A 22,755-nucleotide genomic window follows, 5' to 3' on the forward strand; every position below is an offset into this window, starting at 1 on the left:
ATGAAAAAAGTTATTTTATTAAATGGTGAAAAAGTAGAAGTACAACTCTTGGACCTAACTGGTCATAGTGTTTCATTTTTATACAAAGGAAAAGAATATTTCTTTGAAAAAGTAGCAAGCGATGCCACAAGCTATAGCTTAAAAAATGGTAGCTCTAATCATAAAGTTCTTTTTGATGGGAAGAATGCTCTTGTTGGTGGCAAGGATTTATCAATTGAAAATCCTAGAACATCACGTACAAAAGGTAAGAGTGATGTAGATGCTGGAATGTCTGCACCAATGCCTGGTAAAATTTTAAAAGTTCTTGTGGCCCCTGGCCAAAGCGTTCAAAAAGGTGAGTCCTTACTTGTTATGGAGGCCATGAAAATGGAACATGCGATTAAGGCATCATATGATGGTGTATTGAAAAAAGTTTACTTTTCTGAAGGACAACTCGTAGAGGCCGGTGCGGCCCTTGTTGATCTTGAAAAAAGTGCGGAGTCATAATGTTAAAATCACTTCCCACTGATGTTCGCATCATCGAGGTTGGACCTCGTGATGGACTTCAAAATGAAAAAAAAGTTTTAAGTACAGATGATAAGGCCCACTATATCAAGCTTTTGACTCAAACTGGTCTTAAGACTATTGAAGTGACAAGTTTTGTTCGTGCGGACAAAATTCCACAAATGGGTGATGCCGTATCTTTGTTTGAGAAGGTTAAATCTTTTTTACCGACAGATATCCATGCTCCTTGTTTGGTTCCTAATCTAACAGGACTTGAGACTGCACTAGATATTGGAGTTAAAGAAATTGCTGTCTTCACAGCAACGAGCAATACATTTAATAAGAAAAATATTAATGCCACAATTGAAGAATCATTCGAACGAATCAGACCAGTCGCAAAGATGGCGATTGATTGTGGAATTAAAGTTCGCGGTTATATTTCAACGGTATTTGGCTGCCCTTACGAAGGTCAAACTTCAATTGAAAACTTGATGAAGGTGACTCGATTTTTAGATGAGATTGGTTGTTATGAAATTTCATTAGGTGACACTATTGGTGTAGGAAATCCTGCACAAGTTTTGGCCATCACGAATGAACTTAAAAAAGAATTCAAACTTGATCGTTTTGCCATGCACATGCATGATACTAATGGAATGGCCCTTGCCAATATCCTTACGGCCCTTGATTGTGGTCATACTAATTTTGATTCTTCATCTGCCGGTCTTGGTGGTTGCCCTTATGCAAAGGGTGCCACAGGCAATGTGGCCACTGAAGATGTCGTTAATTTATTACATTGCCTCGGTGTAAACACAGGTGTTGATATGGAGAAATTAACCACGGCCAGCGAGTTCATTCTTTCTAAATTAGAGAAAAAGAGTTCTTCAAAATTTTACAATGCCTATATGGCAAGAAAGGCAAATCCATGAGCCAATATAATCAACACTTCACTGATTTAATCGTTGAAAAAGATGAACATCTTTTATGGCTTACACTCAATAATGAAAAGGCCTCGAATGCAATCACTGATGGCATGATTGATTCCTTAGAGACTGTTTCAAAGCTTGCGGATAGCGATCCTGAAATTCGTGTCATGATTATTACGGGAGCAGGAAAGAATTTTTGTTCTGGCGGTGATGTTGAGGCCATGGAAAAGAAAACAGGAATGTTTGCGGGCGAGTCGTTTGAATTAGGTAATCGCTATAAAGAAGGCATACAAAGAATTCCAAGGGCCCTAGAGTCTTTCCAAAAACCAATAATTGCTATGGTTAACGGAGCTGCCATTGGTGCCGGTTGCGACCTTGCTTGTATGTGCGATATGAGAGTGGCCAGTGATAAGGCCAAGTTTGGTGAAACTTTTGCAAAGCTTGGTTTGGTGCCAGGTGATGGTGGGACGTTTTTCTTACAACGTGTCGTAGGTTACGCCAAGGCCATGGAAATGATTTTAACAGCTGATATCTATGATGCTAACGCGGCCCTTGCAATGGGACTTGTTAATCAAGTTCATTCTTTTTTGGATCTAAAAGAAAAGACAAGAGAGCTTGCTATGAAGATTACTCATATCGGTCCAGTTGGGTTAGCTCTTACTAAGAGAGCTCTTAAAATGGGCCGCACTCAAGACTTAAATGCCCAGCTAGAAGTACTTTCTATGTATCAAGGTATTGCTCAAAGAACGGATGATCACTTTGAAGGGCTACGCGCCATGAAAGAAAAAAGAGCTCCAGAATTCAAGGGCCGTTAGGCCCATCTCCAGATGTCAGAAGTTTTTAAAAATTAAGTTTGTCTTATAAGTTGACAGAACTCCTCTGACATCTGACACTTTTAATAAGTTTTAATTTTTACATGGATGTTCAGTGAAGAGAATTTTTTTCATTTGCCTTCTCTGCGCCTCGTGCTCCACTCTTGTTTTTGAAAATACTGGAGTAGGAGAGTTGAACTTGGATGTGAATCCAAAACACACGACGGCGAGGAAAAGTGAAGGAGTGAAAGAATTTTATCTATGGGGAATGATTCCCGCCAAGCACACGGTACAAGTTGATTCACAGTTGCTTAAAAGTGGGGGAAGTGAATTTTCCAATATCTCTTTTGGGACGTATAAAACGACCAGAGATACATGGATGGCCATCCTTTCTTTTGGACTCTATACGCCTGTGCACTATTTCGTTGAGGCCCATTCTGATGAAGGGTTGATTCGTGAATAGGAAAACTTATTTTTTTACATTTATTTTTTTGCACATGGGTCTTTTAAACAGTTGTGCGAGCTCAACAAAAATATCTGGAGGAAGTTGTTTCAAATCAACTCTCGCTCCTCATGGCCAGTTGAAGCAAAGGCTAGAAGTTCGAAAGATTAGCTTTGGAAATGAAAAATCCAAGTTGAAAGATATCCTATTAGCAAATGATTTGGGTTGTGAAGGCACAAGAATTGGTGGGGTTCAAATTAAATATAGTGCTTTAGATGCGCTATTTAATGTGATCCCTTTTGTGAACTCAAAAACTCTTGTATTTGAAATTTTAAATTAAACAAGTCACGGACGAACGTCTACGGGCCAGGGATGGGCCACTAAGTAACCGATTTCATGATGAATAGGTTAAAGGCCAGGGAAGGCCTTCTTTTTGCTCCAATTACCTAAAATCACCCTCTTTATTCTCATGATATTAAATAGACAAGCCGATAAGCTCTTGAGGTATTTTGCCTTGTGAGAGAGAAAAATGAGAAAAGTAATCATCGCAACGATGACATTATTCGGTCTATTTAGTGGGATCTTTGCTAGCTCTGAGCAAAGTGTTGAGCTCATCATTCCTAAACCCTATGCTCCAGAAAAAGGTTTTTTTGCAACTGCTACGTCAATGTTTCTAGTGGATACTGTTGGTGAGTTTAAAAGTATTGAAAACTCTATTCGCAAAAAGCTTGCTCCTTATGAAGTTGCGCTTGCGAAATATTATAGTCAGAAAGATTTGGATAAGCTCATCACTGAAACAATGAGTGCTGTAAATAAAAATATTATCAAAGATGACCTCACTGATCAGAGGGCAATTGCTACGGCCAGATACCTAGGGCGAGAGCTTATTGGTAAAATATTTGAAAGAGTACTTGAAGTCGAAGGTATAAAAGATGAAAGTGCAAGAAAAGTGTGGAAGGATAAATTATTAAGTCCTTTTAATCGTTGTATCAACGAGTCTCGTAATTTTCTCTATGATGGCGCGGGTTGTATCGGTAGTTTGACGGCCGCATTGATTCCAAATGTTGGCCTGGCCATGACTCACGAAATGTCGAAGTCAAAACTTGCCCCAATACTTCCTGAAGATCAACGTCAGACATTTGTCGAAGGGCGTGTGCGCGATTACAGATTGTGCTTTTTAAACAACAGAAAAAAAGATGCAGAGGCCGTAAAGGGCTGTGCTCTTGATTCTATAAAAGTTGGTGTTATCGCTGTAACAAAAAAGAAGGTAAGTGACACCATTGATGCCACAACAACTGATCCAAAAGTTTATAGCGATATCATGAATAAGAGTATGCCTCCATTTCAAAAATGTATGGGGGAAATTGGTAGGGGGCTTCCTCGTAATAAGCCTTATGATTATCAAATCAACAGATGTTTAGACGGGGTTGTATCAACAGTGGGACAGGGTTTAATTCCTGTTAAAATTGGAGAGAATCCAGCGGTTACAAATAATTTAACTTCTGCTCAGATAAGCTTACTCGTTCCTCAGAAAAAAGAAGAGTTCAAAAAATGTATTGATGAGATGGTTAAAAAAGATCAAAGAGTTGGCGGGTCTATCGATTCTAAAGAATGTGAAACACGTATAACTAATGATGTTACGAAGTCTGTTGTTTTAAGTATTTTTGATAGTAATGCTCGTAAAAATCTTGGGCCAATTAATAAAGGACTTGCCGACAGTGTTGCAAAAAAGGCCACTGACCTTCTAGAACAGTGTTGGCATCAAAAAATTGCTGGAGAAGAGAAAAATAAGTGTCTCAAAGATTCAATTTCAACTTTATCAATTGATATTGCCAACGAAAAAATTAAGAAAGAGTTACCTAAAGAAAATGAGCAAACGAAAAAGATAAGAATGGGACTGATGTCCGGCTTTGAAGGATGTTTAGATAAGGGTCTAAGTGGTGATATTGCTTCTGATCCAAACTTGAGTTCTAAAGTAACTGGTTGTGCTACAGAGTTAACGAAAAACTCGGCCATGAAAATTGCGGAGTATCAGTTGTCTGAAATTATAGGGGACAAAGTTTCTGGCCCTGAAAAGGTTCAAATTATAAATAAACATGTCTATCGTGATTTAGAGCATTGTCTTGGAAGTGCACCAACAGAAGAAATTCTTTCTAGTTGTGTTACGAATTTGAAAAAAAATGCATCACACGATATTGCCATTCTAAGCTTCAGCGCTGAAATTGATAAATTTATTAAAGAAAATGGTGGTAAAGATAGACTCGGCATCAAAACGTCAGATATTCAAAAATTGAAAAGCCAACTTGAAAGAGACTTGGCATCATGTCTTGAAAAAATTAATGATAAAGACCCAATGCCACAAATTAATCAGTGTATTAAAGGACAGGTTTTCAACTTGGCGACGACGCTGGGTGATTATCAATTTAATGCTAGTGTAGGCACATTGTATAAAGGTCGTGAAAGTGTTCAGCACATATTCCATGAAGAGTTCACAGGAAATTTCAGAGGGTGTTTGAATAGAGCACAAGGCGAAGATTACGATCTCAATGGATATATGGATAACTTAAAAACGTGTACCAATGAAGTTTCTTCGAAAACGATGTACTCAATGGGAAGGGATCAAATTCAATTTGCTCTTACGCAAAACTTAAAAGATAAACCTGGGGTGGACCGCAAACAACAACGAGAGGCCCTTACTCTTTCACTTCTTGCTCCTTACAAAGAATGTCTCGATACAGCGCCTAAAAAAGATACATGTATCTCGGGTCTAAAAACTGAGGCCACTAAGGCAGTCGTTGAACAATATGCAAAAAATGAGGTTGAATTTCAGCTCAATACAAAAGAGATGCCGAAGAATCTTGGAACAATTCTGGAAGAATTCAAAAAGTGTATGATCCAAGCAAAGAGTGATCAAAAAGCGCAAGATCGTTGTGTTAAGAATTTTTCTATTAAATTTGCCAGTGCCCTTGGTAATATGAAAGTTCAGTCTGTACTTAATTCGACACTTGGCTCAGAAGATTTTGCGACAAATAAAAAAGAAATAGATTCAATGCTTAAAGACTACGACTATTGTCTTCGTCGATTAAATTCTAAAGAATACGTTAATGAAGTAACTGCTGGAGTTACTGAGTGTATCGGAACTTTACAAAAAACGGCCGAAGGAATCGTTAAAAAAGTCGCAACGGGATGGATTTCTACAACAAGTCCATTTGCTGATTTTAATAAAGCTATTGCTGCAAGTTTACCTTGTATCGCAGGTCTCATGCCTGCATCTCCTTATGATGGAGACTTAAAAAAGCAAGTTGACTCGGCCCTTAAACCTGTTGCGATTATGATTGGTCAGTATCTTGATTACAACATCAAAGAAGCTGGAGAAGATCTTCCTAAAGTCCTTGAAACTCTATTAAAAGATATCGACGAAGGCGATTCTCTTGAGGCCAGGAGAAACCTTGTGGATACACTTGTTGAAACTGGTGCTCTTGATCAAATTATTAAGGCCATTGTGTTGGACAAAGTTAAAGGTGGTTTAAAATCAGTTTCTGATAGTGAGATACCTCAAAGTGTGAAAGACAAAATTTCTAGTAAGGCCAACTTAGATTCTATTTTTAAAGGAAAAGTTGCTGCTGAAATTAGAGAAATGGTAGCAGAGTCTGTTTTAAGACCAGTTCTTGTTGATGGTGAAAAAATGAGTGGACAAAAAGTTAGTGCTGCAACTAAGGAGATCACTCAAAAAGTTACTGAGGCCCTCGCCACGTCAGATAAGTTTGGGCAAGAAATTATTCGTGTAAGCGTACAAAATAAAATAAATCAAATGGGATCAGTAAAAAGATTTTTTGGAAAAATGATCTACGGGTCTGATTCGTTCAATTGGTCAAAAGTGCGTGAATCGGATAAGGGAAAAATTGCCGAGGCCTATATTACTCGACATGTTCTAATGCCTAAGCTGCGTGGGGAAGTCATTGATGAATCCACTATGGCCAATATCAATAAGAAGGCCGAAGAATTGGTCACTAGCGCTGTAAAGAGTTATGAATAGTGTCTATATATAGGACACTATTTCGCTAGATTACCCTGTGTTTTCAACTGTTTAATGTCTTAAGTCTTGGCAAGATAATTGCTTTTAATTGAGTATTATGAAAATGATACTTGTGTTGGGGATATTGATTAGTTCACTATCTTCATTTGCCAATGATACAGGGAATGAGCCTGAAGTTTTTCAGCGTGAATTCATTTACACTCATCGTAGTGTTCATCCTAATATTCAAACATATGGGGTTAATACTTGCGTTGCTGTCTACTTATTCAATGGAGATGGTCATGCTATTATCGCTCATTTTGATGCTTCTATTAAAGCTAAGAAAGAATTATCAAAAATGATTACTCTTTTAGGTGAAGGAACAAAGGCGAAAATTTTTGGTGGAGTTGAGGGAGCAAGATTAAATACATTTGGGGAAATTTTCGATTCACTCAAATATTATAACATCCCTGTTGTTGAATTTCGTCAAAATGAAAGAGGTTCAGATAGTATGTCATTAAGTTTCAATCTTGAGACTAATGAAGTTTCTGAGTACGATGAAATGAATTCATATGATACGTTTGATATCGTTGAGGGAAAGCTTAAGCGTCTTCATATTGGACCTAAAAGAATGTTTCGACATATGGATTCTCTTGGTGGCGGTGATATCGTTGAGAAACAAAAAAGTTCGACAGGCTTTAGGCCTATTTTCTAATCAATTCACACTATTCATCTAAAAGTGACATTAGGCCCTGAAAGAAATCTTTTTTATAAGTTTCTGCTTCGTCAGCACTCATATGCCCAAAACTTGTTCTGTCTTGAATTAGAAGAAGTCCTTCTTTGTCGAGTTCGTGAACAAAACGAGAGGGATGTCTAGGCGTAAGGTTCCCGTACATTTTTCTTTGTTTACAATAAGTCATAAAGAGCTTCTTTTGAGCTCTTGTTATTCCAACATAGCATAAACGTCTTTCTTCACTTATATCTTCACCTTGCTTGACCGTTTTTTTGTGAGGAAGAAGCTCTTCTTCCATACCAATGAGATAGACTGTATCGAATTCAAGTCCTTTAGAAGAGTGAAGAGTCATAAGTGTTACTTCATTTTTTCTAACATCAGAGTCTTCGTCTTCTTTTGAAGTATCTTGAGAGTCTTGCAGGAGAAGTTTTTCTACAAATGATTTTAGAGTGGCACTTTCTTTTTGTCTTTCCGTAAAACGGGCCGCTGATTCAATGAAGTTCATAACGTCATTTTTTCTGCGCTCAATTTGTTTTACGTTATCGTAGTTCTTGGCAATAAATTCAAAATACGAAATATCCTCAACAATCCCCGATATACTTTCAGCAAGCGAGCTTCTGTCAAAGACGTCTTTGTATTTACGAATAAGCTCAATAAACGTTTTGATCTTTTCTTCTCTGTTCGGATCAAGGGCGGGATAATCTTCCATGGCCTTAAATAAAGAAATATTTTCTTCGCTAGATTTTTCAATATATTTTTCTAGCGTCTTAATTCCAATCCCACGGTTTGGTACATTGAGTATTCTTCTAAGTGCCATTTGATCATTGGGGTTTAGAATAAGAAAGAGATAGGCCATGAGGTCTTTGACTTCTTTTTTCTCATATAGCTTTTGGCCACCGACGATAGTGTAGGGCACTTGGCTTAGGCGTAATTCATCTTCAAGAGGTTGGACTTGAGTATTACTTCTGTAAAGAATTGCAATATCTCCAAGGTGTCCACCTTTTGATTGATGATTAACGATCTCTTCAACAACGACTTGTGATTCATGGTCTGTATCGGCCATTTGCCAAAGGATTGGCTTGAAGTCACTTTGCCACTCACTCCAAAGTGTTTTATCTCTTCTATGTTTATTCTCGCTGATAACTCTGTTTGCAAGATTTAGGATAGGCAAGATTGAACGGTAGTTTTGCTCAAGTTTAACAACTTTTGCACCCGGAAAATTTCTCTCAAAGCTCAAAATATTTGTGATATCAGCACCCCTAAAAGAATAGATGGCCTGATCATCATCGCCAACGACACAAAGATTATTATGTGTTTTTGTAAGATGCATGATGAGATTAAACTGAAGTGTGTTAGTATCTTGATATTCATCAATCATGATATAGCGAAATTGTTCTGAATAGGCGGTGGCCACATCGGGATGCTCATCGAATAGTCTAACTGTTAAAAGCAAGATGTCATCAAAGTCGATTGCATTGAAAAATTTCAACTTCTCTTGATAGTATTCATAGCAATAAAGTGTTGCATGACTATAGGGATCTTCGTCGTTAAAAAACTCACTATTAGCGTAATCATCATAAGAAACCCCTTGGTTTTTTAGAAAACCAATACGCGAGAGGATATCTTCTTTTTTAAAGTTTTTATCAGCATTAAATCGTTTTAGGCCTTCTCTTAGAATGGCCAACTGATCACTTGTATCATAAATGGAAAAGTTTTTGTGGTAACCTAGCTTTTCGATTTCTTTCTTAAGAATTTTTAGGCCTAAAGAATGGAACGTTGCAAGAGTGATTCCTCTTGTTAACCTTTTGTTTAAAAGGGCATGAACCCTTTCCTTCATCTCTTTTGCGGCCTTGTTGGTAAAACTAACGGCCAAAATATTCTTTGACGGAATATTGAGGTTATCGACCATGTGCGCTATCCTGTAAGTAAGCGTTCTAGTCTTGCCGCTGCCAGCACCGGCCAGAATTAATACTGGTCCTTCGATGGTTTCGGCCGCTTCGCGTTGTTTGTCGTTTAGTCCTGAGAGTGAAATCATGTCTACAAAATACAGAAAAAGTGTTCATGAGGCAATGAACATTACAGGGTGAATGATAAAGATTTTTGGCCAGACGGAACATTTAAAATTCGATATAATTTTAAGCAATTCCAGACATTTAATTTTTGACAACATAAGGAGTTCTTCATGGTTAAGAAGAAAGCTAAAGCAAAAAAAGTTGTGGCCAAAAAAGCCGTTAAAAAAACAACTAAGAAAACAACAAAAAAAGTTGCAGCTAAAAAAGTTGTAGCAAAGAAAGCGACAAAAAAAGTAGCAAAGAAAGTTGCAAAAAAAGTTGCAAAAAAAGTTGCAAAGAAAGTTGCAAAAAAAGCGGCACCAAAAAAGGCCCCAGCAAAAAAGATTGCAGTAAAAAAAACTCTTGCGAAAAAAGGTGGCGATCAACTTTTTGACTCTCTTTTAGAGCTTATCAGAAAAACATCTGCTGAAATTCCTGGGGATATCCAAAAGGTTATTCTTGAGGCCCTTCACCGCGAAGAAAAAAATACAACTGCTGAATATGCAATGAATATCATCAAAGCAAATATTGAGCTTGCAAAGAAAAAGTCTCAACCTCTTTGCCAAGATACGGGAACTATTTTGTTCTACGTTTCTCACCCTGTTGGATTCAACCAAACAGAATTTACGAAAACAGTTCATAAGGCCGTAAGAAAAGCAACTGAAGTTGGTTTCCTTCGCCAAAACTCAGTAGATTCACTTACTGGTAAGAATGATTCTATGAACGTTGGTCCAGGTCACCCAGATATTCACTTTCATGAGCATAAGAAGAATTCAGTTGAGATTAAACTGATGCTTAAAGGTGGTGGTTGCGAGAACGTTGGTGCTCAATACTCTCTACCAAACCAGGCCCTAGGTGCTGGACGTGATCTTGATGGTGTGAGAAAGGCCATTCTTGATTGTATCGTTAAGGCCCAAGGTAAAGGTTGTGGCCCAGGTGTTCTAGGTGTTTGTATCGGTGGAGATAGAGGTGCTGGATACGTTCAATCTAAAGAGCAACTTCTAAGAAAGTTAGATGATGAAAATTCAGTTGCTGATCTTAAAAAGCTTGAAAAAGATATCGTTGAAACTGCTAATAAACTAGGAATTGGTCCTATGGGATTTGGTGGGAAAACAACTTTACTAGGTTGTAAGATTGGAACACTAAACAGATTGCCTGCTTCGTTTTTTGTTTCTGTTTCATATATGTGTTGGGCCTACCGCCGCCAAGGTGTAAGCCTAAAAGGTGATAACTCAATCGCGAAGTGGTTATACTAGGAGAGTTTTGTGAAAAAATTAGATTACCCATTTAAAAAAGAAGATATTTTAGATTTAAGAGTAGGTGATATGGTTCTTATCACTGGTAAGCTCTTTACTGGTCGCGATGCTGTTCATAAGCGTTTGCACGATGGAGTGAAATCTCCTGTTGATTTACAAAATCAAATCATTTACCACTGCGGTCCAGTTGTGATCGGAGATAAGAAAAAAGGTTTTGAAGTTAAGGCTGCCGGTCCAACGACTTCAATTCGTGAAGAGCCTTATCAGTGGGAAGTTATGCGTGATTATGGAATCGTAGGTGTTATCGGTAAAGGTGGCATGGGTCCGAAAACTTTAAAAGGTTGTAGTGACTACGGTTGTGTTTACATGCATGCAATCGGCGGGGCCGCACAGGTATTGGCCGAGAAGATTAAATCTGTAGATAACGTTTACTGGGAAGATTTAGGTTCTCCTGAAGCGATCTGGGAATTAACAGTGGAAGAATTTCCTGTTGTAATTACTATGGATGCTCACGGTGGTTCACTTCACGAGAAAGTACAAGCATCGTCAGAAGAAGAATTGAAGAAATATCTTTAATTTTTAGCTGTGACTTATTGGGCCTAAGGTTTGGGCCCAATTTTTTTTTAGGGAAAGATCATGACAAATAATTGCCTTTATTCACCTGATAAAATGCGAATTGAAAGATCAACAATGTTCTTGTTCGCAAATAAGATGAAAGAAAAAGGACATATTCAATCAAACGAATACGCTGAGCTTCACGCTTTTAGCATAAACGAGAAAGAACTATTTTGGCAGGAGCTAATTTCTTACTTCGGTGTTTCTTTCATAGGGGAGATGGCACCGGTGTTGTTGGATAACAGCTTCGAGAGCTATTCGTGGTTCCCAAATATGCAATTAAATTTTGCAGAGAATCTTTTGCGAGCTGGGCATGGTGAAGATGTTGCTTTGAATTTTGTACATGAATCAGGCCTAAAAAAACAAATGTCTTATAATGACCTAAGAAAAGATACGGCGAGACTGCAAAATGCATTAAGGCCTTATTTGTCAAAAGGCGATGTCCTTGCCTGTTATATGCCTAATCTATGTGAAACCGTTATTTCAATGCTTGCTGCAACAGGGTTAGGGGCGACATTTACTTCTACATCAAGTGATTTTGGTGTTGAAGGTGTTACAGATCGTTTTGGACAATCAAAACCTAAGGTTTTAGTGGCCGCTTGTGGTTATGATTATAACGGAAAGTATTTTGATTGTTTGCCAAAAATTAAAACAATCAAAAAAGAGCTTCCTTTCATTGAAAAAATAGTACTTGTTGATTTTCTTGGAAAGAATCCAGACATCTCAGATATTGAAGACGCCGTAATGTGGGATAATTTCTTATCTGATAATTTTGAATTAACTTTCACGAAAGTTGATTTTGCTCACCCTCTTTATATTATGTATTCAAGTGGAACAACAGGAAAACCAAAGTGTATTGTCCACTCTACTGGAGGAGTCCTTCTTCAACATATTAAAGAGCTTGGGCTTCACAGTGATTTAACAAGTGATAAGAATATTATGTTCTTTACCACTTGTGGATGGATGATGTGGAATTGGTTGGTGAGTTCACTTTATTTTGGATCAAAAGTAACGCTTTATGAAGGAGCTCCTTCAAAACCATCTCTAAGTGGATTTTTAGATATCATTAACTCTGAAAAAATTAATATTTTTGGAACAAGTCCAAAATACTTACGTGCTCTTGAAGATAGCGGTGAAGAGATTAGTGATTTTCCTAGTCTTGAGACAATGCTCTCAACTGGTGCCCCTTTGCTTCCAGAGCAATTTGACTTTGTTTATAATAAAATTAAAAAAGATATTCATCTTTCAAGTATTAGTGGGGGAACTGATATTCTTGGCTGCTTTATGCTAGGAAATCCAATGCTCCCTGTACATAGAGGTGAAATTCAGTGCCTTGGTCTTGCAATGGATGTGGCCTGTTTTGATAATAATGGTCACGACCTTAAAGGGAAGGAAGGGGAGCTTGTGTGTAAGCAAACTTTTCCAAGCAGACCAATTTATTTTTTGAATGATGATAATAATGAAAAAATCAATAAGGCCTACTTCGATGAGTTTAAAGGAGTTTGGCATCATGGTGATTTTATCTCAATTACAGACTACGGATCTGTCATCGTTTATGGCCGCTCAGATGCGACACTAAATCCTGGTGGTGTTCGTATTGGGACGGCGGAAATCTATCGTCAAACAGAAGGTCTTGGTTATTTGATCGATTCTATTTGTGTCGGTAAGCAAGAAGATGGTGATGTTAGCGTTCTTTTATTTGTTAAAATGAAAGAGGGTGAAATTCTTAGTCATGAGAGAATTACAGAAATTAAATCTCTTATTAAAAAGAATACGACTCCAAGACATGTTCCTAAAGATATTTTTGAAGTAAGTGATATTCCCTATACTAGAAGTGGAAAAAAGATGGAGCTTGCTGTGACAAGAATTATTAATAAAAAGGAACTGACAAATCTTGAGGCCGTAGCTAATCCTGAGTGCTTGGATGATTATAAAAAGTATATTTAATAAAAAAGGCCTCTTTTGAAGAGGCCTTTTTTTTTATTAAAATTTTAATTCAATTCCAATTCCGAGAATTCCACTATCACTGAAGTGAGGGCCATTAATCGGGTCGGACACATGAGGACGGTTAAACCAATATGTTTTTGCATCTTTAATAACTGTCTTTTCAAAAACATTATTTACGCCATCTAGCAAAGCGCCTGCTGGGTCCATAAAGGCCATGGCCACAGAACCTAGTTTCTTGCTTCCAAGTAGTTTGCCATTATTTGATTCAATCTGTTTTTCCCAGTGAATGAAAAGTTCACCCATAAGTGATCCAATTATTGGCGTTACGATTAGGTCCTGAATTGATGGCACTTCTGCCGTGGCCTCGAATCCATATTCCCAGAAGATTGTTGACATGAAAACGCTATAGCCAAAAGAGGCCATCTTATTAAGTCCAGCATGTCTAGCAACTACATAATAAATAGCGCCAGAATAAGGGTGGCCAATATAGTTGATGGCCCAGTCGTCTTTATCAACGACAGGTCCTTCTTTTACGTTTTCTTTCCACTTACTACCAATTTTCCCAATTTCGTCTTTATCCCACTTCGTTACACTTTCTGGCATCATATAAAGAAGCCCAACCATTCCAGCACCTAGGACTGTAAAGTTTCTCGTTTGCTTTACAATTTTTTGTTGCTCAGGTGACAGATTTTCAAGTGTAATAGGGCGTCTATATTCTCCATCAACTACAACAATTGTTGAGTAAGGGTTTTCTTCATCATACTCACACAGAGTTGCAATATCTGTTCTAGAGACATCTGGATTATTAATTAATCTTCTTTGAACTTCACGACATGATTTTTGATCTCTTGTATCGATCGTAATCATATTGGCCTTTTGAAATAATCTCTCTCGTTGCTGTTCTCGCGAGTCTTCCAAGATGTCTTGCCACTGATCTTTTGTCACAAAACGTGATACGGGATTGAATAGCCATTCATCTATTTTTTGTTCGTCTGCGCGAATAGTTGTGCTTAAACAAGTTGTAACAACGGCACAAAGGGCCAATAGGCTTTTTAGCTTCATGATTTTCTCCTCGTGTTTCATATGATTGTAATGAACTTTTGGCAGACCAGTGGGGTGGCCTGTATTTTTTACGGCCCCTGTTAAGTTCCTGACATTATTGAGTATTTTTTGCTATTTTTGATGTTTTTGACCACTGTGTCATTTTCTTGGTTGTCTATTATTTTGACAGGTGATAAGAGTGCTGAACAATTTTTCATTTATTCTGGGGGGAAAAAAATGAATCTTAAGCACGTTGTGGCCGTAGGCCTCACTATATTCTCTTTTTCATCAATGGCCGTTTCGGCATCTCTTTCAAAAGCAGAATTTTGTAGCGACAGAAAAGACAAGGACTATGTTAAAGAACTTGCACTAGAAAACGAAGGTAATATGTCTTTCACTAACCATGGTGGTATTGCTAATGGTGGTGTTTGTTGGTGGCACTCTCGTTTTGTTAGAAAAGCTCTTTATTTGACATATTACAAACCAGAACTGCCTGCTCCAACAATTGATGAGGCGGTAGAGATTATCGAAAAAATTCGCTCTGGGGATGAGGTTATCGTTATTCCTGGTGTTTCAAATTTTCGCGAATTTTCACGTCAATATAGTGCTTTAATTCAATCTGAACTTGAAAATTGGCAACTCGTTGATGGATTCATTAAACAATCTTGGATTGTTGGTCTTGCTGGGTCTCATGAAGTAAAACCAAAAAATCTTAAAAAGAAAATGGATGAGCTTTATAACTACGTAGTTAAAGAAAACAACATTGCTTATGAAAAACTTCAAATCAAAGGTATTACAGCTCACGCTTGGCTTGTTGTTGATATGAAGAAAGTAAAAGGTGGATATGATCTATTCATTATTGATTCGAATTATTACAGCTACCCAATTGAATACAACTATAGAGATGGGGATACTTCATTTACGCACCCATTCTACGGAAATTTTGTTCCTTACTTAGAGCAAAAAGGTGAGATGAAGAAAATCAAAAAAGTTATTTCAAAATATTGTAAGTAATAAAAAGGCCTCTTAAAGAGGCCTTTTTTATTTGCAAAATTGTTCAGGTTTTACTTTATAAGTTGGCGTACAGTATTCAGACCATTCGCCACGATCATAAAAAGAATAACCATAAAACCATACCACTTCAGAGTCTTCATTGTTCAGGCGTACTTCATTGGCAAGTGAATCTGGAATTTCTCCATCAACACTGTAGCACCAACCATGGGATCTCATTTGCTCATCACTTAGGATTTCCATGGCATCAAGACCAATGGGAGTTCCAATAATTGAATTTAAACCTTGTTCGTTACCAACGTAGGCGATGTTGTTTTGGTCTAAATATGAAATAGTGTATTCTCCTACGCTTTTTCTAAGGTTTTTAGATTCGATCTCACCCGTGTAAACAGGTGTGTCACTGCATGGGCCAATGATTTTAAAAGTGGCCGCGTATGAATTGCTAAGAAGTACTATGCCAAGAAGAAGTAATTTCATTGATTTCCTCGTTAAATTTATGACTTTAATTGTGTTGCAGGTTATAGTTGTTAGAACACATAAAATCAAGTGAACTCAATATTTTTAATGGGATATGACTCTGCTAGGGGAATTCTTTTCTTAGTGATTTTCATATCTTCCGAACATTGAGATAATATTGAGGAGAAGAAGTTAGTTGCCAGTTTCATGGAGGAAATATGAAAAGATCATTGGTTTTGGCCCTTGTTGGGCTTTTTATGTCAGTTAGTGCTAGCGCTGGACTTTTAGTTGAGCCTTACCTTGGTTACCGTTTTGGTTCTGCAGAAAACTCAAGCACACCAAAAACAGAATACTCTTACAATTCACCACTACTAGGTGCAAGACTTGGTTATCAATTTCTTGGTTTAATGGCCGGTATTGATTATTCAACTAGTTTAGGAAATTTCAGTCTTACTGAGAAATCATCAGGTGTTGAAACGAAAGATAAGTACACATCTAATACATTTGGTCTTTTTGTTGGATATGATTTCCCAATCCTACTTAGAGCTTGGGCATCTTACTACCTAAGTAATACTCTAAAGGGTGATACAGGTTCAATCGATGGTGATAAGTATAAAGGAAGTGGATATGGACTAGGTGTTGGTTTCACTGGTCTGCCTTTCATTTCATTAAACTTAGAAATTAGACAACTGACTTGGGATGAATCTTTTGATAACTCAACAGGTTCAACAACTAAATTAACTGGAAACAGTGAAGTCGATGTGACTGAAGTTCTTCTTAGTGTCTCATTACCACTAGATTTATAAAAAATGGCCAGCATTGCTGGCCTTTTTTATAGCTCGATATAGACTTCGCTATTTTCACCTACGGGTTCAAACTTTGTACGGGCCCATGTCTTTGTCACCTTTCCATTTTGATCAATGAGGGCCTCATAACTTGTGTTAGGAGAGTGTGTTCTCAGAATTTGAATCGTTACATGTCTGTAGTGGTTCATTTTATTGTGCTCAATTTTTGAAATTCTCTTTTCTTCTTTGATATAAACTTCAGCATCAGAGTCTTCACTTTGTAATAGTTCTTCTCCTAAGTCTCTTTTCCACTCAGGAGCGTCACTTATAAAGGGCGAGTGCTCTTGTAGCGAAGCGGGCATGCGGTTTTGATTTTCGCGAGGAGCTTTATGACCATGTTCATGTTGATGTCCTTGTCCTTTATTAATTCTTTCGGGGACAGGAGTTCCTACAACTTGTTTATCTATATCTTTTTTTAGACCATGCCATTTGGTATCCTTAGCAATTTCATTTTCTTTCGATAAATAGACTTCGTAGATAAGAACTACGGAAAAAACAAAAGTAATAAGAATCGCAAAGCGCTTAAGCATAGTTTGTCCTAATCTGTAACCGTAAATTCAAATTTGATGATCTTATAAGGATCGTCTTCCATATAATGTGAGTCTTTGAAATCTGTGTTTGTCCCGTTATCAAAGCAATCACTGCAATTGGTAAAGCTTGCTCTGAAGCGACAGCTAAAAACTGTTCCCGCAGGGATATCTGGACTAACTTCTAAGTAAATAAGATTTCCCGTCTTAATTTTTGGCTTGCCTGTAGAAGAGTCGACAAAGCGCTCAATCCAAGTTGCGCCAGCTTCTATGCGTGAGTACCATGCATAGTCTCCACCACGAGGAATTCTAATAAAACAGCTCTTAGGATCATTAGGATCAAGACACTTGTTTTGAGTTAAGCTGATCTTTTCCATAAGTTCTTTTTGAGAGGCCATTCTTGTCCCATTGGCATCATTAATCTGAACCATACAGCTAGGGAAGTGCTTATAAGTAAGATACTCTGTATTCGCTGCAGTTCCATCTGTAAGTTCATCTATTGTTAGATCGGCACAACTGCTATTGGCATTTGTATCTGTTCCCACAGCACCGGCATTTGGGTAACTATCGATATTACAAGGTTTGGCCGTTGGCGTAGCTGTTGTTGTGTCTTTATAAAAATGGGCCCAATCACTACCGATAAGTCTCACTCCAGAAACAGTTGAATTTGAGGTATTTCTTAAATTCACTAGAAGTCCAACAAATTCACCTGGAGATATTTTTCCATTTGCATTGTTATAACCAAGATCTGAGTCGATGCGTGAAGAAAGGGGAGCAATTTGTCCCGAACCAACAAGCGCGGTTCTAACGGCCTTCATACTCTCTTGGCTATCAACGACGATGGCCTGAACCTTTCCTGTGCGGTCTTCGAGTTTTAGAACACTTTTTGAGATGAGTTCAGATTTTTTTCTATTTCCTGCAATAACGATGCGATCGCTAAGGCCTGTTCCACCATCACCATTTAAAGAGTCGTTATAATTTCTAAAGAGGAGAAGTCCATATTGATCTAAAAGACTTTCGATATAATCTTGTTGGTAGGCCACGGCACACATTCCCGTTGCACTATTGCCAAAAGTTCTCATGACGTTTTTTGCAAATGTTTGTGAGAAGCTTCTATAGTCTATTGGTCTTAGTGCACTCACAAAAAGTGATGCGTAGGTTTTATTCAAATTTATATTATTGCTAGCGCTATAGTGGTCACTTGCTTTTGTTGTTAAGTCTCCAAGCTCTGCAAGAGATTCAGTAATATTAAAAAGAGTGTATTCAATGGCCTTCTCGTTTGTTAGTTTACAACGATCTTGTACGTCTTGTGTGAAGGCGACAAGAAAGTGGCTCATAATTTGTCCGGCGTAGTGAATATCTTCTAAAATTTTAGACTTTTGATTTGGGTCATAATTTAAGTATGTCGGATAGGAGAGTCGCTCATTACTGGCCGTAGATATTCCCGCTGCATGAATTGGATCACTTTCAGACATTGGTCTTGATTGAAAGGAAACTCGACCTAACGCCCATTCTCCAAAGTGTGTTCTTTGGTTCATAAAATAACTAAAATAATCCGCAAGCCCTTCGTTTATAGCACCGGCCTCATCATAAGAAAGATATCCAAGATCACTGCGCTCAACAAAAGTAGAGTCGAGATAATTTTGATTGTTGTTTCTCATATTCATCATGATATCGACCATGGCATGACCGACTTCATGATATATAACAGTATTGTCTTGAGAGAATTTCAAATTTTCGTAGATACTGTCATAACCCATACAGAGTTCGTAATTGGCCGCAGAAAAAGAGGCATTGTCTTCAAGATCACACAGGGCATAACCTTCAAGGGTTTTGTCATTTTTCCAATATGATTTTGAAACCATTAATAAATCAGGAACAGCGGACTTATATTTTAGTCCACCGTTTACAAGACTAAAGTGAGTTGAAATATTAGAATGGAATTTATTCAATATACGTTTGATATGAGCAAATGTTTGAACTTGTAAAAAAGAAGACGTTGTTGTTTGAAAGGCCCACTTATTATCTGTTGCTTGGATAAGAGCAACGTTTGAGGCCTCTCTTGCTCTAAAGCAGTCTTCTAAATTGAGACAACTTCCTTCAAGAAATTGAGATTCAGAAATATACTCCTGACCTGAGCGCAGGAGAAGTCCTAAGTTGTATTCAGGAGAAAGGGAGGCGTTTCCTGAGAGAATTATAGGATTGTCTTCAAGCACACGCCCGTACCCAGTTGATACTGAGCTAGGTGAGTTGACCACGAAATCGCTATTTGTTCTTTTTCCAGATGACGCTTGTTGAAAGCATGAAGAAAGCAGAGTCATTCCAAGAATGACTCCGCCCATATTTCTAATTAATGGTAAAATTCGCTTTTTCTTCTCTCTTTCCATAAGAGTCTCTCTAAAATGAGAGGACTGATTCTATCTAGAGTGACCCATAGAATTGAAAATATCAGCAATCCCTTGTCCGGCCTCTCCGAATGCTCCGAATCCTCTTTGCATATCGTTACCTGCGAAACATCCAATACTGTTTACGCGCTCTCCAACTTTTTGCCATTGACTATAGCGAGAGTTTGATACTGGCTTATCGATCAAACGGGCCAAACTTTTATATTTAGCTGGCACGTTTTCCATTTTTTTCTCATACTGCTCGTTGTAGTCTTTTGCGGCTTCTTTAGCACTTTCTCCACTAAGTCCTCGAATAATGCTAATTTTTGTATCAAGCTCCATATTTTTACATACATCTCCAGCTTCATATTTTGCAGATTCAGATAGTCCTGATTCTTCAAGTATTCGAGCTTTGATTGTTGACCAATTTTCTATGGAAATGTTCTTAAGTGGTTCTTCTCCATTAGCTGTTTTAATGCTTTCGGCCTCTTCTATTTTTGCTCTTATACTCTTCAGATTTTTAAGGAGTTCTTCATCATCAATACCAGATGGGACATCTCCACCTTCTGTAATGAATTTAATAAGGGCATCTCTTTGCTCATCATCAAGAGGAGTATTGGCAGCAATGGCCTGCGCTGCACTTTCTTTAGCACTTCCCCAATCATTGTCATTATCCTGACATAGTCTAATGATAGTTGGAGTTTTTGACTTAGAATCAGAATCAGTGTTCTTCTCATTACCGTAAGAGTTACAAATAGCGTTGAGTTCGCTATTTAAGTATTGCATCTCAGGATTTAAACCCGCGCTCATAACTTTAGAAACATCATCAGAGAGCTTCATTGGACCATTACTCATATCACAAGCAGCATTAGGGTGATTTGCTGCAACAAACTTGAGCTTGTTACAATAGTCATTAACTTCTCCCTGTGCCTCTTGTTGTTTCTGTTGAGCTTCAGATGCCTGTTTTGCCATCGTATTTGAGAAATTGTCCATTTGATTTGAACAATTATCAGCTAAGCTAGACCACTTCGATCTGTTGTGCTCAAGATTTTTTTGTTGGGCCACAATATATTCATCAACGTTGTTGATGGCCTCACTTGCTTGATTGGCAAGCATTTTAATAATTTTTGTTTCAATGATCTCTGGCAGTTTTTCAAGATCATCAAGGTTTCCACCGCCAAGAAGATCGACACCAAGATCTTTTGCAAGCCCCATTTCAGGCATCTTTACAAAGAAGTCTCCTGGCATTTCAAATTTAGCACCTGTAAAGTATTTTTGAATAAAGTTGGCATCAGCTAAAACTTTTTGCTTAATTTGATTTAGTTTTGCTTGTTGCATTGTTATTAAAGTTCGAGCATTCATGTTGTACTGAGCGGCATATTTATCAAGCTCAGCTTTTTTTGTTTTAACAATTTTATCTGCTTGCGTGAAACAAGAATTAACTTTTTGAGTACACAATGTCGCATGCGAAATACAAAAGCTTTCAGAGCTAGGGTTGAAGATTTTTCCATCTTTGTCACAAGTGTCTGTTTGTAAATCATTTCCATTACAAGACATGATTTCCTTGGCCGCCACTCTTGTTAAGTTAGGTAAAAATTCTTTTTCTAGATTCTTCAAATCCGTAAGGTATGCTTTAACGTGATCAATTTTTTGTTTTTGAGTGCTTAATGTTTCATCAGATTTATCTGACTCATACTTTGAATCACAAGCAGCTGTCGCCTGCTTAAAGTATTCATACGGATTGGCCGCTGTTGGACTTCCTTCGTTACCTGTATAAGTAAATACTACCGAATCTTTATTATCATTTGATTCAATTGCTTGCAGTTGATTTAACTTCTCTTCCATTGTGATATTTTGATTGTTAATTATATTTTGGACTTGAATTCTAATTGAATTTACAGCACCTGTACCGTCACCTGTTCCAGTATAACGAAGACTAGCTAGTAATTGGTCAAGAGAAATACCAACACCATTTTCCGCACCTGTGACACAGTCTCTGATATATTCTCTTCTTAGCGCTTCTGTTGCATTCTTCTCAAATGTTGCAAGGTTTACTTTGAAGTTTTTATCTAGGTTTGGAAGTTTGTACTTATTTTTTGAACCAAGCTTTGAAATCTCATCACTGGCCGCTTTATAAACTGATTGTATCTTTTGTGCTTCTTTCGCAAAAATCTTTTGAAGTTTTGCTTTAAAAGGTCCATCGAATGAATTCTCATTCAATGAAGAGAGGCCATAATCCGTAATTTGAGTTCTAATGTCTTGGATGTTTTTTTCAAGCTTCTTTCCATAGGCCACAGAGTTTGCAGTAAAATTGGTCGCAGCTTGAACATTACCACTCATGCTATCTTTAACACCAATAAGACCGCCATTTGTTTTAGATTTTGCTAGGATATCAGGGCCAATAATATTTTTACATTCATTAGAAAAGTATGACGCTAGATCCTTGGCCTTGTCTTCTACACTGTTTGCCTTACCACCTGTGAGTTCAGTGTTAAGATCGCTCATTTTTTCTTTAATTTGTTTATTTTGCTCTCTAAACATTTGCAGATCTTTTTTGATTGAATCAGCAAGGGCCTGAAGAGAGTTGAATTTATTTTGAAACTCAGCTTCTAGTTTTTTCTGACCTTCTTTCAAACATTGAACACCTTTTGGAAATGCTGAGTTTTGACCTTGTGTAATAAGTTGGTCATAAAATTCCAGTTGTGTATGAGCATATTGTCGATAGATTTCACTTTGGTTAAATTCTTGTGGACTATTGATAGAGCTACAAACTCCTTCTGGAAAAGATGATTTTGATGGGGCCACATAACAAAAGTGGAAATTAGGATCATTGAAATATTTTGCAGGCGTTGGCTTTGGAGCGCCCAGTGATTGCATCATTGATGCATTCATTTGTGCTTGCATAGCTTGCTGGCGAACTTGAAGAATTTGTTGAGCTGCCTGTTGCGTGAACTGATTGAACATTTGCATACCGCTTTCGATAGCACTTGGTCCACCTTGTTGTGTATAGGTTTCAACTTTCTGTTGGGCTAAAGCATCAACGAATGTTACTGGAAGCAGCAGTCCCACGCTTGTGGAGTAACAAACCAAATTGTGCAGGAATCTCTTAAATGGTTTGTCGTTTTTTAAATTTGCCATTTTTTCCTCGATCTTAACTAATATTCCAATATGTTATGCTTTTCGGTTAATTCTTCTGTTAACTTAATTGTAATGT

The 22,755-nt window shown here is 37.6% G+C and carries 16 protein-coding genes and 1 pseudogene; 11 read left to right on the forward strand and 6 right to left on the reverse strand.

All coding sequences use genetic code 11. The features are described 5' to 3' along the window. The 7 genes from M899_RS17310 to M899_RS00655 all read left to right on the forward strand — a co-directional run bounded on the left by M899_RS17310 (nucleotide 1) and on the right by M899_RS00655 (nucleotide 7,390). The gene (locus tag M899_RS17310) at nucleotides 1-486 is read left to right on the forward strand and encodes an acetyl-CoA carboxylase biotin carboxyl carrier protein subunit (protein WP_021269470.1); all 486 of its coding nucleotides are present in this window, start codon (nucleotides 1-3) and stop codon (nucleotides 484-486) included. Further along, on the forward strand, nucleotides 486-1,409 hold the full coding sequence (locus tag M899_RS00630; protein ID WP_021269426.1) for a hydroxymethylglutaryl-CoA lyase: 924 nt from the start codon (nucleotides 486-488) through the stop codon (nucleotides 1,407-1,409). Before M899_RS17310 ends, M899_RS00630 begins: the two co-directional genes overlap by 1 nt. Further along, nucleotides 1,406-2,221: an enoyl-CoA hydratase-related protein gene (locus M899_RS00635; protein WP_021269498.1), complete on the forward strand. Its 816-nt coding sequence runs from the start codon at nucleotides 1,406-1,408 to the stop codon at nucleotides 2,219-2,221. The genes M899_RS00630 and M899_RS00635 overlap by 4 nt, the downstream gene beginning before the upstream one ends. Nucleotides 2,222-2,462: 241 nt before the next feature. Next, nucleotides 2,463-2,681 carry a hypothetical protein gene (locus tag M899_RS18285; RefSeq protein ID WP_155897019.1) on the forward strand — a complete coding sequence of 73 codons (219 nt, stop codon included), beginning with the start codon at nucleotides 2,463-2,465 and terminating at the stop codon, nucleotides 2,679-2,681. A gap of 34 nt (nucleotides 2,682-2,715) precedes the next feature. Beyond that, on the forward strand, nucleotides 2,716-3,000 hold the full coding sequence (locus tag M899_RS00645; RefSeq protein ID WP_155897021.1) for a hypothetical protein: 285 nt from the start codon (nucleotides 2,716-2,718) through the stop codon (nucleotides 2,998-3,000). 189 nt (nucleotides 3,001-3,189) lie between these two features. Then, nucleotides 3,190-6,696: a hypothetical protein gene (locus tag M899_RS00650; RefSeq protein WP_021269491.1), complete on the forward strand. Its 3,507-nt coding sequence runs from the start codon at nucleotides 3,190-3,192 to the stop codon at nucleotides 6,694-6,696. Between the two features lie 97 nt (nucleotides 6,697-6,793). Continuing rightward, a complete protein-coding gene (locus tag M899_RS00655) occupies nucleotides 6,794-7,390 on the forward strand; it encodes a hypothetical protein (RefSeq protein WP_021269467.1) in 597 nt (198 codons plus the stop codon). A gap of 10 nt (nucleotides 7,391-7,400) precedes the next feature. On the opposite strand, the gene M899_RS00660 is transcribed toward M899_RS00655, so the two are convergent. Continuing rightward, complete coding sequence (locus M899_RS00660; RefSeq protein ID WP_034727165.1) at nucleotides 7,401-9,443, reverse strand: ATP-dependent helicase; 2,043 nt, start codon at nucleotides 9,441-9,443, stop codon at nucleotides 7,401-7,403. Nucleotides 9,444-9,803: 360 nt separating this feature from the next. Here M899_RS00660 and M899_RS18765 point away from each other — a divergent pair. Together M899_RS18765 and M899_RS00675 are read left to right on the forward strand one after the other, a co-directional pair. Then, a pseudogene (locus M899_RS18765) lies at nucleotides 9,804-11,291 on the forward strand (FumA C-terminus/TtdB family hydratase beta subunit). 60 nt (nucleotides 11,292-11,351) lie between these two features. After that, nucleotides 11,352-13,277 (forward strand): acetoacetate--CoA ligase, encoded by a 1,926-nt coding sequence (locus M899_RS00675; RefSeq protein WP_021269496.1) that lies wholly within the window; start codon nucleotides 11,352-11,354, stop codon nucleotides 13,275-13,277. Nucleotides 13,278-13,313: 36 nt separating this feature from the next. Here M899_RS00675 and M899_RS17315 read toward each other — a convergent pair whose 3' ends face one another. Further along, nucleotides 13,314-14,339, reverse strand: a complete 1,026-nt coding sequence (locus tag M899_RS17315) for a DUF3943 domain-containing protein (RefSeq protein WP_021269475.1) — start codon at nucleotides 14,337-14,339, stop codon at nucleotides 13,314-13,316. 216 nt (nucleotides 14,340-14,555) lie between these two features. On the opposite strand from M899_RS17315, the gene M899_RS17320 reads away from it, so the two are divergent. Next, nucleotides 14,556-15,332, forward strand: coding sequence for a hypothetical protein (locus tag M899_RS17320; protein ID WP_021269424.1), 777 nt, complete (start codon nucleotides 14,556-14,558; stop codon nucleotides 15,330-15,332). Between the two features lie 27 nt (nucleotides 15,333-15,359). Here the strand turns inward: M899_RS17320 and M899_RS00690 are convergent, their stop codons facing one another. Beyond that, nucleotides 15,360-15,806, reverse strand: a complete 447-nt coding sequence (locus tag M899_RS00690; RefSeq protein ID WP_021269461.1) for a DUF4430 domain-containing protein — start codon at nucleotides 15,804-15,806, stop codon at nucleotides 15,360-15,362. A gap of 197 nt (nucleotides 15,807-16,003) precedes the next feature. Here M899_RS00690 and M899_RS00695 point away from each other — a divergent pair, with 197 nt between their 5' ends. Then, nucleotides 16,004-16,591 carry an outer membrane beta-barrel protein gene (locus M899_RS00695; RefSeq protein ID WP_021269442.1) on the forward strand — a complete coding sequence of 196 codons (588 nt, stop codon included), beginning with the start codon at nucleotides 16,004-16,006 and terminating at the stop codon, nucleotides 16,589-16,591. A 26-nt stretch (nucleotides 16,592-16,617) separates the two neighbouring features. Here M899_RS00695 and M899_RS00700 read toward each other — a convergent pair whose 3' ends face one another. The 3 genes from M899_RS00700 to M899_RS00710 are packed head-to-tail and all read right to left on the reverse strand — an operon-like array spanning nucleotide 16,618 to nucleotide 22,679. Next, entirely contained in the window at nucleotides 16,618-17,160 is a 543-nt protein-coding gene (locus M899_RS00700; protein WP_021269464.1) for a hypothetical protein, read from the reverse strand. A gap of 8 nt (nucleotides 17,161-17,168) precedes the next feature. Continuing rightward, on the reverse strand, nucleotides 17,169-19,544 hold the full coding sequence (locus M899_RS00705) for a lipoprotein (RefSeq protein WP_021269447.1): 2,376 nt from the start codon (nucleotides 19,542-19,544) through the stop codon (nucleotides 17,169-17,171). Nucleotides 19,545-19,574: 30 nt separating this feature from the next. Continuing rightward, a complete protein-coding gene (locus tag M899_RS00710) occupies nucleotides 19,575-22,679 on the reverse strand; it encodes a hypothetical protein (RefSeq protein WP_021269478.1) in 3,105 nt (1,034 codons plus the stop codon). Between the last annotated feature and the right edge of the window lie 76 nt (nucleotides 22,680-22,755).

The organism is Bacteriovorax sp. BSW11_IV, assembly GCF_000447755.1.
GTDB lineage: Bacteria > Bdellovibrionota > Bacteriovoracia > Bacteriovoracales > Bacteriovoracaceae > BSW11-IV.